Raw genomic sequence first — 12,153 nt, 5'->3', positions numbered from 1 at the left:
GAGAATGGGGAGTTCGATGGACCGACGGCCGCCGTCGTGGCACCGAGCCGACGTCGGTGCCGAACAGGGCGAGCGCGGCGCTGAGGTCGCGGGCCGCTACGCCGCCTTGCGCAAGCGTCGCTCGGCGATCCGGAGCGCGGCCTGGCCGGGCGTGACGGCGTCCGCGGCCGCCGTCCGGAGGATCTCGTCCACGAACCCGGTCAGCTTCCCGATACGCGTCCGGGCCTGGCCGAGCGTGCCGCCGGCGCGCTCGACGGCAACCTGGACAAGGCCTCCGGCATTCGCCACGTAGTCGGGAACCCAGACGATGCCGCGAGCGGCCAACCGGAACACGACGCCGGGGTCGGCGAGCTGGTTGTTCGCGGCGCCGCAGACGATCCGTGCGGTGATGGCCTCGGCAGAGCTGGGCGACAGCGTGGCTCCGAGCGCGCACGGCGCGTACACGTCGACGTCCGCGTCGAGCACGGACTCGGTGTGCGTGATCCCGGGGTGCCTCTCGAGCAGCCGCGTCCGTACCACGCCGTTCGGTTCGCTGAACAGCACGGAGGCACCGTCGTCGAGCAGGAGGCCGATCAGGTGTGAACCGACCTTGCCCGCTCCCTCGACACCGACGCGGACGCCGCCGAGATCGTCTTGTCCCGTCGAGTACGCGACGGCCGCGCGCAGGCTCGCGAAAACGCCGTACGCGGTGGAGTATCCGCTGTCCCCCAGCCCGCCCGCCGTCTCGGTGCGGGCGACGACATGCCGGGTGGTCCCGCTGATCACGTCCATGTCCTGCGACGTCGTCCCGACATCACACGCCGTGATGTAGCGGCCGCCGAGGGAGTCGACGAACCGGCCGTAGGCCTCGAGCAGCCGAGGGGTCTTGACGGTCGCTGGATCGCCGATGATGACCGCCTTGCCGCCGCCAAGGTCGAGGCCTGCCACCGCCGCCTTGTACGTCATCCCCTCGCTGAGCCTGCGAGCGTCCTCCAGTGCGCTCTCTACGTCGGGATAGGACCGGAACCGGGTCCCGCCCAGTGCCGGGCCGAGCGTGGTGTCGTGGATGGCGACGATGGCGCGCAGCCCCGTCCGCTGGTCGTGGCAGTAGCGGATCTCCTCGTGGCTGGCGGACTCGATCGACGTGATCGACATGCCTTCGTGGGATGTCGTGGCTGTCATGAAGGTCTCCGTGGGTGCTCTCAGGGCTGTTCCCGTTCGGTTCCGGCGGGTGTGCCGGCCGCGATCCGGCTCAGCAGGGCCGCCGCGCGTTCACGGAACACGGCGACGTTGCGCAGCTTGATCTCCTCGTAGCCGCGGACGACATCGGGCAGCTCCGCGAGTTCGACGACGAGGTCGATGTTGTGTTCGTCGAGATAGGACAGTGCCTGGCCCATCAGCTGCCGGTACTCCTCGATCAGGCGGCGCTCCACCCGGCGGACACGGGCGTAGCCGAACGGGTCCAGCCGCGTGCCGCGAAGCCTGCGACCGGCGCGCAGCGCGCGGAACGCGGGGCCGGACGTGCGGGTGAGACGGATCTTGCGGTTGACGCCGAGTGCGCGCAGAACCGGCGGGTGCAGGAGCACCGAGACCTTGGCGTCGGGACCGAACTCGGCATCGCGGCGCGCTTTCTCCACGCCGTCGAGATGCAGCCGGGCGACCTCGTACTCGTCCTTGTACGCCAGCAACTTGTGCAGGCCCCGCGCGTAGGCCAGGCCGATCCGCTCTCCGGCCTGTGGTCCGGCCACCCGCGTCGCCTGCTTCAGGACCCGGTCCACCTCGTCGGCATAGCGGCGGGCGAGGGCACGGTCCTGATAACCGGTCAGGTCGGCGACCCGGCTCGCGAGGGCGTCCGCCAGCTCGCCGCGTGCCGCCGTCGTGTGCTCGACGATCGCCTTCGAGGCGGCGTCGACCTCGACGGTCGCCCGCGCTGACGGCGTGAGGGCGGCGGCCACCGCCTCGGCGTCGAGGACTGCGGCCCGGCCCCAGCGGAAGGCCGCGAGCGCTTTCTCCACCCCGGCGCCGTTGAGGCGGATGGCCTGCTCGATCGCCTCGGCGGCGATCGGGATGCACCCGTGCTGATAGGCGGCGCCGATGAGCAACATGTTCGTGGGCATGTGGTCTCCGAACAGGAGTTCCGCCAGCCGCTGTGCGTCCAGGTAAAGGTTCCGCTCGTGACGGGTCGCTTCGGCGATGCGCTGCACGGCGTCGTCCGGTGAGCCGGGCAGCGCCACCCGGTTGGTGACCATCGCCGCCGTCGGCACCAGCGACGTGCTCACCACCGCGATCGTGCGGTCCGGGCACGCGGTGGCGAGGTTGCTCTCGTCGGCGACGCCGAGCAGGTCCAGTCCCAGCAGGACGTCGACCGTGCCGCGGGCCGCGCGAACGGACCCGCGAATGGGTTCCTTGGCGATCCGCACGTCCGACACCACCGGTCCGCCCTTCTGCGCCAGGCCGGTCTGGTCGAGCCCGGCGGCGAACTGGCCGTCGAGGTGGGCCGCCATCTGCAGGATCTGGGACACCGTCACCACACCGGTGCCGCCGATTCCGGGCATGCGAATCAGCACGCCTTCCCCGCCGAACCGCTGCTCGGGCTCGACGAGACGTATCGGCAGCTCGGGCACCGCGCGCGACACGGGACTCCGGGGCTCGACGAGCAGGAACGAGGGGCAGTCGCCTTTCAGGCAGGAGAAGTCGGAGTTGCACGAGGCTTGATGAATGCGGGTCTTGCGGCCGAACTCGGTCTCGACGGGCTGGACCGACAGGCAGGTCGACACGTCGCCGCAGTCACCGCAGCCCTCGCAGACCCGTTCGTTGATCACCACCTTCTCCGCGGGCGTGGGCAGCTGGCCGCGTTTGCGCAGCCGCCGTTCCTCCGCCGCGCACCGGTCGTCGTGGATCAGCACGGTGACACCGTCGACGTCGGCGAGCTCACGTTCGGCGGCGGCGAAGTCGTCGCGGTGGCGGACGGTAGCGATGGGGTCGAGCCGGACGCCGCGGTAGCGGGCGGGGTCGTCTGTCGTCACCACTACGCGGCGTACCCCCTCCGCGGCCAGCAACCGGGTGAGCTCGGGAACGGCGAGCCTGCCCTCGGCGCGCTGGCCGCCGGTCATCGCGACGGCATCGTTGTAGAGCAGCTTGTAGGTGATCGTGACTCCGGCCGCGACCGCCGCGCGGATCGCCAGGGAACCCGAGTGGTGGAACGTGCCGTCACCGAGATTCTGCACGAAATGCCGGTCGTCGGTGAACGGCGCCAGCCCGATCCACTGCGCGCCCTCACCGCCCATCTGGGTCAACCCGATCTGGTGGCCACGTCCACTCTGGTCGAGGGCGATCATCGTGTGGCAGCCGATGCCGACGCCGACCAGCGTGTCATCGTCGGTGCGCGTGGACGTGTTGTGCGGGCAGCCCGAACAGAAGTAGGGCGTGCGCGCCGTCGAGACGGTCGGCAGCGCGATGCGCGCGCGTCGCCGGCGCATCGCGGCCAGGCGGGACTGTGCACTCGGGGGGAGCCCGTCCGGTCCCGCGACGGTGGTGATGCGCGTGCTCAAGGCCCGTGCCACGTCCTCGGCGCCGAGGGTTCCCCGCGCGGACAGCAGGGGCCGGTCACGCTCGTCACGGCGCCCGACGACGCGCGGCGCGTCCGGCCGCCGGTACAACGCGTCCTTGAGATGACCTTCCAGGAACGGCGTCTTGTCCTCGACGACCAGCACCTCCTCCAGCCCGGAGGTCAGCTCGGCCAGCGCGCCGGCGTCGACCGGGAACGGCATCGCCAGCCGGATCAGCCGCACACCGAGCGCCTCCAGCTCGGCCTCGCCCAGCCCCAGGTCGTCGAGGGCACGCTGGACGACGGCGTATCCCGTGCCCGAGGCCAGAATCCCAAGGCGGGCTCGCCGCGCGGAGAACGTGACCTGGTTGAGCCCCGTTTCCCTGGCGTACGCCCGGGCGAGGTCGAGCCGGCGGGTGAGCATGTCGTGCTCCGCGTCCAACGATGCGGGGCCCACCAGCGTCGGTGGGGCACCCCGGTCGGCTTGCGGCGGGTGAGGAATTCCGTGCCGCAGTGCGTCGGCGCTGATGGTGGCGGACGCGTCGGCGACATCGGCGACGATCTTCAGTCCGCTCCACAGGCCGGTCGCACGCGACATCGCGACGGCATGCAGGCCCAGCTCGATGATCTCCGGGACCGTACCCGGCGCCAGCAGAGGCATGGAAAGGCTCTGCGCCATCGGCTCGCACGAGCTCGGCACGGTCGAGGACTTGCTCGCCGGGTCGTCGCCGATCCACGCCACCGCACCACCGAACGCGGCCGTGCCGGCGACGTTGCCATGCCGGATGGCATCAGCCGCGCGGTCGAGGCCCGGGTTCTTGCCGTACCAGAAACCGGTGACGCCGTCATGCCGCCGACCGGGCAGCTGCCCGAGAAGCTGGGTTCCGGCAACGGCGGTCGCGGCGAGTTCCTCGTTGACCCCTGGACGGAACACGACACCGGCCGGCTCCAGGAACCGCTTCGCGCGTCCCATTTCCAGGTCTACTCCGCCCAGAGGTGACCCCTGGTATCCGGAAACGAACACACGAGTGTTCAGGCCACGCGCCTCGTCGAGCCGTCGTTGTTCGAGTGTCAGCCGGATCAGGGCCTGGACCCCGGAGAGCAGGACCCGGCCGTCGTCGGCGACGTACTTGTCGTCGAGGCTCACATCAGTGCGCGCAGTGCTCACTTCGGGCTCCGTCCTCACGCCGTGGTGGTGGTCGACCGATCACACCCGGAGGAGCCGCGTGACACAAGCAATCAGCCATTGATCAGGCACAGGACGCAAAGAAATTGACCAGAAGCGACTTATCGCCGAGACTCTTTGCATGGCTGGCGGCAAGATGAGCGACGCGATGGTCGAGGTGGACGACGCCGACCGGCAGCTACTGAAGCTGCTGCAGGAGGACGGGCGCCGGAGCTACTCCGAGATGGCGCCGATGCTGGGGCTGTCGGTCGCCGCCGTCAAGCGGCGCGTCGACCGGCTCCGCGAGAACGGCGTCATCACGGGCTTCACGGTGCAGATCGACCACGCCAAGCTCGGCATGGGCGTGGAGGCGTTCACCGAGGTGCGCTATGTCGGCACGACCAAGGTCACCGAGATCGTCGCGACCACGGCGAAGATGCCCGAGGTGCAAGCCATTCACACCATCGCCGGTGATCCTGACGCCCTGATCCAGGTCCGTGTGCGCGACATCGCGCACCTGCAGGAGGTGATCGACACCTTGCGCCGCACAGGGACCGTCACCGGCACGAAGACCTTGATGGTCCTTGGCTCCTGGGTGAGGCGGGGCTGAGCGCTCACCCAGTCGCGAGGAGCACTAGTACAGGTGATGCTTGTAGTGCTCGTCGATGACGTCGTAAAGGCCGCCGGCGACGAGGTCGCCGAGGTTCTCCGCCATCTTCCGGGCGTTCTCTGCGATGGTCAGGGTGTAGAAGTCCCCGCCCAACGTCACCGCGTCGGCCAGTCCCCGCTGGTCACCTTCCCAGAGCTTCGACCGGATGACCGCCTTGCCGCATTGGCCGAACACCTCGCGAATGCGGACGACCGTCGCCAGCACAGCTGGTTTCCCGTCCGCGCCGAGCATGTCGAGCAGGTCCGGGTCATCGGTGATGAACGCGTCACCGTTCACCCGGATCACCTCTCGGAGACCCGGAACGAAGAACACGAGGCCGACCGCTGGATTGTGGGTGATGTTCTCGAAGGTCTCGGCAAGCTTGTTTCCGGGCCGATCAGGTATCGCGAGCGTCCACTCGTCCAGAATCCTGACCGAGCCGGGAGGATCCCCCTTCGGGCTCGCATCGAGCCACCCGTCGGCTCCCACAGTGGCCATGCAGAAGAACGGGCTGTGGGCGATGAACCGAGCCGTGAACTCACCCAGCTTCGGTTCCTTCTTTTCCGCGATGAACCGCTCCGGATACCCGATCACCTCGCGGACTCGCTCCATGGTGATCGGCGAATACGAGTCAGCCGCGGTACGGGCCGGACTCGGCGGGCCCTGAGGGATGTGGACTGTCTTCATCTCTGTTCTCCTCGCACTGCTCCGATTGGCGAGAGCAAAATGGACAAGAGCATCCAGTGTCCTCCGCCGGAAGTCTGTTGCTTGAGTCGGTGGATCCAGGTTTCCGCTGGCAAGGCGCCAGTTCGTCCTGGCGAACTTCCGGCGGGGGGCACTAGAGGTCGAGCACGAGCCGCGGTGTCCGTGCACGGGACACACAGATGAACATCCGATCACCGGCGGCGCGATCGCTCTCGGAAAGAATCTCGTCGCGATGATCGGGCACGCCGTCGAGCACGGCGGTATCGCAGGAGCCACAGAGCCCGGATCGGCACGAGGCCGCCGACCGGATTCCCGCCTCCTCCAGAGCATTGAGGATGCTCCGGCCGGCCGGCACCTCGACAGTCCTGCCCGAGGCCGCACACACCACCTCGAAGGGCGTGTCCTCCGAGCGCACGCGCGGACGTGACTTGAAGCGTTCGACGTGCACGGAGCCCGCGGGCCAATGCGCGGTGGCCTCGTTCAGAGCGGAGATCAGCGACTCGGGGCCGCAGGCGAAGATCTCCAGCTCCGGCCGGACCTGCGCGACAACCTCGGTCAGTGGAATGCGACCCACCGTGTCCGCAGGAAAGACGCGCACACGTGGACCGTACTCACGAAGTTCTTCCAGGAAGGGCATCGAGTCCGCGGTATGACCGCCGTACAGCAGTTGCCAATCCGCGCCCCAGGACTGGGCTTGACGCACCATGGGCAGAATAGGCGTGATCCCGATACCGCCGGCGATGAACAGATACGACCCGGCTCGCCGGAAGCCGAAGTTGCTCCGTGGCCCTTTGAGCAGTAGCGGCTGACCTGGGCGCAGGAAAGCGTGCACGTACTCCGATCCACCGCGACTGGTTCGTTCTCGCCGGACACCCAGCTGATAGCAGGATGGGTCATCGACTGGGCCGCACAAGGAATACTGCCGCTCGATCCCCGTCGGCAGAATGAGATCGACGTGCGCTCCCGGTTCCCACCGGGGAAGCCGCTCCCCCGTTCGCGACCGGAGCTGCAGTGAGACCACGCCTTCCGCCTCCCACCGGAGCTGGGAAGCCACAACTTCCAGCGGGGAGGAGGCCGACGATTGCCGCTTGGGTGTTCCAGCTGTCAGTTCGCTGAGCTGCGTCATTAGAGGCTCGCTTCGTTAACAGTGTTACTGGATAGGCCGGGAAGTGTAGTGATAACATCGTTAACGTGTCAACGGAGGCAACGCGCCGCGCGCGAGACGGGGTGGCCGCGATTCGTGCGGACCAGGTCGTGCAGGAGGCCCTGGAGCTCGTCGACGCTGGCGGCCTGGAGTCACTCACGATGCGCCGACTGGCCACCAGCCTCGGCGCGCACCTTCCGACGATCTATCGGCTTTTCGACAACAAGGACGCACTCATCGATGAGATGGCCGAGGCGATCCTCGGAAGGGCCTTGTCGAATGCCCACACTGACAACTCCGATTGGATGAGCAGGGTCAGAAGCCTCGCCGCAGGACTTCGGGCGGCCTTGCTCTCGCAGCGCGACGGTGCTCGCATCGTCGGAGGCAACTACGCCGCAAAGCGAAACAACCTGACGTACATCGACACCCTCGTCGGTTGTATGCAGGACGCCGGTTTCGCTCGCGAACGCGCACTGTGGGCCACGAGTTCGGTCTTCTGCTTCGTACTGGGCGAGGCTCTCGAACAGCAGGGGGCCTCCGGTGGTGAGGTAGGTACCCTCGCGGAGGTCCTCCGCGCTGATGAACATCCGCATCTCCAGGCCAGCCCGGCTGAGCGCCTGCTCGACTTCGACGGGCGATTCGCCTTCGGACTGGAGCTCCTGCTCGAGGGCATGCGCTCACAGCTGAAGGCTGAAGGCGTGTCGAGGAAGAAAACCGCGGGCGCCAGGGACCGCGGGCGGGTGCGCACGCGGCGATAGTCCACCTTGGAGCGCCGGTGCCCGAGTGAGGCCCCGCGCTCGGTGGAGCGTCCTTCTTCGCCTCGGCTGCCCTGACCTGTCCGGTGCCGGACGATCAGGAGTGGTCGATGGATCATCCCGGCCGGGAGCCACCGCGTGTGCTCGGTGCACAAAAGCGGGTCCTCGCGGTTTGGCGAATCGGTCGATGCGCGATCAGTCTCGCAGGCCATATGTTCACAACCGCGCCGGCATCGCATGGACAGGTTGACAGACGGACCCCGGGCCGGGCCAATGCAGTCGCACCAGCACGGAATCAAGGTCGGATTCTCGCCCTTCTCGAAGATGTGACCCGGGCCCGGGTCCGGTGCGTGGCGGGAATTCCGGTGCTGAACCCAGCGTGTTTCAAGCCAACGGAGGCGAGCACATGCGACCCGATCCCCCGACGAGCGAGAAGCTCGATCCGCCCTCGTCCGCAGAGAAAACCGCTTCGCTTGAACGCGGCGCGATCGGCGCGACGGGTGTGGCGATCATGGTGCTGGCGGGCGCAGCGCCGCTCACCAGCCTCAGCTCCAATATCGCGCTGAGCCTCGGCTTTGGCGTCGGCCAGAGCACCGTACTCGTGATCGTTCTCATCGCCGTGGTGTTGACGCTCTTCGCCACCGCGTACACCGCGCTCAGCCGAACCGTGGTCAATGCGGGAGCGTTGTATGCCTATATCGCGCACGGACTCGGTCGTACGATCGGGGCGAGTGGTGCCATTATCGCCACCATCCTGTACAACGTCGCCGCCGCCGCATTCGCCGCCCTCGGCGGGCACTTCCTCGGGATCGGCCTTGCGACATACGCAGGCATCGACCTGCCGTGGTGGATCTACACTCTGCTCATCCTGATGTTGGTCGCGGCGCTCTCCCTTCGCGGGATCGCCAGCCTGGCCCGATTCACCAGTATCATCTGCACCGCGCAGTTCGCTCTCTTCGCCGTACTGGTGGTGGCGGTTCTCGTGCAGAATCCTGGCGGGTTCTCGTTCGACGTTCTGTCACCCGCGGCCCTCTCGAACGACGGGGTCTATCTCTCCATTGCCCTTCTGGTCCTGATCTTCACCGGCTTCGAGTCAGCGGCGGCGTACGGGGAGGAAGGGAAGAAGCCACGGCAGATGGTGTCCCGAGCGACCTACCTCGTGCTCTTCGCCCTCACGTTCGCCTACGCCGCGGGCACCTGGGCCGTCACAGCCGCGGTCGACGATGTCGGGGCTGCCGCTCGCGCCAACCCCGACACGCTCCTCGGCACGGTATTCGTGACCTACCTCGGAGACTGGTCAGGTCCGGTTCTCTACTTCGTTGTCACGGCGAGTCTCGTCGGTGCGGCGATTTCCATGCACGCCGTCGCGACACGGTACCTGTTCTCGCTCGGCCGCTCTTCCCTGCTTCCGGATTCCCTGTCTCGGGCCTACGGACCGAGAAACCTGCCTCGCGTGAGCATCTGCACGCAGATCGCATTGACCATGTTGGTCCTCGCGCCGTTCGCACTGACCGGCACGTCGGTGTTCGCGGGGCTTCTGCCCGCGGTCGCCGGGCACAACTCTCTCGGCATCGTGCTGCTGATGACAGCGGTCTGCGTCAGCGTGATCGTCGCCGCTGCCAGGGGACGACTGAACGGCTCGTTGTGGGCGACCCGGATCGCACCAGCGATAGCCGGCTTGGCACTGGCAGGCTGCGAGGTACTGATCATTCTCAATTTCAGCAGCGTTACGGGAACCGAAGACCCATGGATCAACTTCCTGCCGCTTCTGCTCGTCGCCGGAGCGGCCTACGGCGCCTGGAAACAGCGCACTCTCGGGAAAGCCGCCGATGCAGCACCATCGAGGTGACGGCATGTGGAACGTGGTCGTACCGCTTAAGGAGCTGAACAGCGCGAAAAGCCGGTTGCGCCGAGGTGGACTCGACGCGAGGACCTACGCGCGGGCCTTCGCGCTCGACACGGTGGCCGCCATCAGGGGATGCGCGAGCGTCGGCGAGATCGTCGTCGTCACCGACGACAGGGAGATACGGCGCGCGCTCCGCCGGTTCGGCTGTCACTTCTGCGCTCAAGGTCCCCTTCCGGGTCTCAACACAGCGATTCGCGTCGGCCGGGACCATCTTCGACGCCTGTTCGGCGCCGATCCGTGCGCCGCACTCGTGGGCGATCTGCCCGCATTGCGATCAGCGGAGCTCGACGACGCACTTCGCATCGCCGTAGACACCGGCGGACAAGCTTTCGTCACCGACACGTCCGGAACCGGGACGACCCTCCTCGCCGCAGCGGACCCCGTCCTGCTGAACCCCTCCTTTGGATGGGGTTCAGCAGGGCTGCACGAGAAGGCTGGCGCGGTGCGGCTGGCCGGCGAGTACCCGACGCTCAGCCTCGACGTCGACACTCCCGCCGGGCTCGAGTCGGCCGCGGCGTACGGCCTGGGCGTGCACACCAGCCGACTGCGGCAGCGAACGCCCGCCACCCCACGATGAGCACGGCACACCCACCCTCTTGACGACGCGAAAGGTCCACTTCGTGCGCACCGCACCGCAGGGCAGCCCGTGCCCGAGCCCGAAACCGTCAGCCTCCGCGCTGCGTCGCGCGCTCAAGCGTGCCGTGGATGGTGTTGCTCTTGATGTGACCGAGTCGGCGGTGTTGTTGCATGCTCGGGGGGAGGATCTGGAGGGGTTGTTGGCCGCGGCGGGCCGGGTGCGTGCGGCGCATCTGGCCGATCAGGGCCGGGTGGGGGTGGTGACTTACAGTCGCAAGGTTTTCGTTCCGTTGACCCGGTTGTGCCGGGATCGGTGTCATTACTGCACGTTCGTGACCGTTCCGGGCAAGGTGCATTCGTTGTATCTGGAGCGGGAGGAGGTGCTGGAGATCGCGCGTGCGGGGGCGGCGGCGGGCTGTAAGGAGGCGTTGTTCACGCTGGGTGATCGGCCGGAGGATCGGTGGCCGCAGGCGCGGCAGTGGCTGGACGAGCGTGGTTATGGCTCCACTGTGGACTACGTGCGGGCGTGCGCGATCGCGGTGCTGGAGGAGACCGGTTTGCTGCCGCATCTCAATCCGGGGGTGCTGAGCTGGGAGGAGTTGCAGCGGCTCAAGCCCGTCGCGCCGAGCATGGGGATGATGCTGGAGACCACGGCGCGGCGGTTGTGGTCGGAGAAGGGCATGCCGCACTACGGCAGCCCGGACAAGGAGCCGGCGGTGCGGCTGCGGGTGCTGGATGACGCCGGTCGGGTGGGGGTGCCGTTCACCACGGGCATCCTGGTGGGTATCGGGGAGACGCTCACCGAGCGGGCCGAGTCGCTGCACGCCCTGCGCCGGTGCGCGCGGCAGTACCGCAACATCCAGGAGATCATCGTCCAGAACTTCCGCGCCAAGCCGGACACGGCCATGCGTTCGGCGCCGGACGCCGACCTGGAGGGGCTGGCCGCCACGATCGCCGTGGCCCGGCTGCTGATGCCGCCGGGGGTGAGCGTGCAGGCGCCGCCGAACCTGGTCGGTGACCAGCACGCGCTGGTGCTGCGCGCGGGCATCGACGACTGGGGCGGGGTGTCCCCGGTGACCCCGGATCATGTCAACCCCGAGCGCCCGTGGCCGCGGATCGACGAGCTGGCCGGGTGGACGCGGCAGGCCGGGTTCACGCTGCGCGAGAGGCTGACCGTCTACCCGAAGTACGTGCGCGGCGCGGAGAAGTGGATCGACGTCCGGCTGCACCCGCACGTCACCGCGCTGGCCACCGCCGACGGGCTCGCCGAGCCCGGCGCCGTGGTGCGGGGCCGCGACTGGCAGGAGCCCGACGGCGGCCTGGCCACCGTCGGCCGCGCCGACCTGCACACCGCGATCGACACCGAGGGCCGCACCGCCGACCGGCGCGGCGACTTCGACAGCGTCTACGGCGACTGGGACCTCCTGCGCGAACAGGTGCCCGGCGCGCCCACGCACACCCTGCCGCCGACGCGCCGGTCAGACCCCGCGCCGCAGCGGCTGGACACCGACGTGCGCGCGGGGCTGCGGCTGGCCGCGGACTACCCGGGGGCGCTGCTGGAGCCGGCCCACACCGCCGCGGCGATGGCGCTGCTCACCGCCGAGGGCCCGGCGCTGGACACCCTGACCCGGCTGGCCGACGAACTCCGCGCCGACGTGGTGGGCGACGACATCACCTACGTGGTCAACCGCAACATCAACTTCTCCAACGTCTGCTACGTGGGCTGC

Annotated in this window: 9 protein-coding genes; 5 read left to right on the top strand and 4 right to left on the bottom strand. The window is 68.4% G+C overall.

Translation table 11 applies throughout. From position 1 onward, the window contains the following. Positions 1 to 96: 96 nt before the first annotated feature. Entirely contained in the window at positions 97 to 1,161 is a 1,065-nt protein-coding gene (locus DI005_RS22515) for a Glu/Leu/Phe/Val dehydrogenase (protein WP_113643447.1), read from the bottom strand. Positions 1,162 to 1,181: 20 nt separating this feature from the next. Then, the gene (locus DI005_RS22510) at positions 1,182 to 4,694 is read right to left on the bottom strand and encodes an indolepyruvate ferredoxin oxidoreductase family protein (protein WP_113643446.1); all 3,513 of its coding nucleotides are present in this window, start codon (positions 4,692 to 4,694) and stop codon (positions 1,182 to 1,184) included. A 139-nt stretch (positions 4,695 to 4,833) separates the two neighbouring features. On the opposite strand from DI005_RS22510, the gene DI005_RS22505 reads away from it, so the two are divergent. Further along, positions 4,834 to 5,301 carry an Lrp/AsnC family transcriptional regulator gene (locus tag DI005_RS22505; RefSeq protein WP_369973613.1) on the top strand — a complete coding sequence of 156 codons (468 nt, stop codon included), beginning with the start codon at positions 4,834 to 4,836 and terminating at the stop codon, positions 5,299 to 5,301. A 24-nt stretch (positions 5,302 to 5,325) separates the two neighbouring features. On the opposite strand, the gene DI005_RS22500 is transcribed toward DI005_RS22505, so the two are convergent. Together DI005_RS22500 and DI005_RS22495 are read right to left on the bottom strand one after the other, a co-directional pair. Then, positions 5,326 to 6,027: an MSMEG_1061 family FMN-dependent PPOX-type flavoprotein gene (locus tag DI005_RS22500; protein ID WP_113643445.1), complete on the bottom strand. Its 702-nt coding sequence runs from the start codon at positions 6,025 to 6,027 to the stop codon at positions 5,326 to 5,328. 151 nt (positions 6,028 to 6,178) lie between these two features. Further along, a complete protein-coding gene (locus tag DI005_RS22495) occupies positions 6,179 to 6,877 on the bottom strand; it encodes a PDR/VanB family oxidoreductase (RefSeq protein WP_228713638.1) in 699 nt (232 codons plus the stop codon). Positions 6,878 to 7,236: 359 nt separating this feature from the next. On the opposite strand from DI005_RS22495, the gene DI005_RS22490 reads away from it, so the two are divergent. From DI005_RS22490 to cofG, 4 genes are all read left to right on the top strand, one after another. Further along, positions 7,237 to 7,947, top strand: a complete 711-nt coding sequence (locus DI005_RS22490) for a TetR/AcrR family transcriptional regulator C-terminal domain-containing protein (RefSeq protein WP_233520277.1) — start codon at positions 7,237 to 7,239, stop codon at positions 7,945 to 7,947. Between the two features lie 403 nt (positions 7,948 to 8,350). Further along, positions 8,351 to 9,793, top strand: a complete 1,443-nt coding sequence (locus DI005_RS22485) for an APC family permease (RefSeq protein WP_113643444.1) — start codon at positions 8,351 to 8,353, stop codon at positions 9,791 to 9,793. Between the two features lie 4 nt (positions 9,794 to 9,797). After that, a complete protein-coding gene (cofC, locus tag DI005_RS22480; protein WP_158559873.1) occupies positions 9,798 to 10,427 on the top strand; it encodes a 2-phospho-L-lactate guanylyltransferase in 630 nt (209 codons plus the stop codon). Positions 10,428 to 10,470: 43 nt separating this feature from the next. Then, positions 10,471 to 12,153 (top strand): 7,8-didemethyl-8-hydroxy-5-deazariboflavin synthase CofG (gene cofG / locus DI005_RS22475; protein WP_233520276.1); only part of this gene is annotated, 1,683 nt, incomplete at its 3' end.

Source organism: Prauserella sp. PE36 (assembly GCF_003311655.1).
Taxonomy (GTDB): Bacteria; Actinomycetota; Actinomycetes; order Mycobacteriales; family Pseudonocardiaceae; genus Prauserella_A; species Prauserella_A endophytica.
Note: the sequence above shows the minus strand (reverse complement) of the source record. Positions and strands in the feature narration are given on the sequence as shown.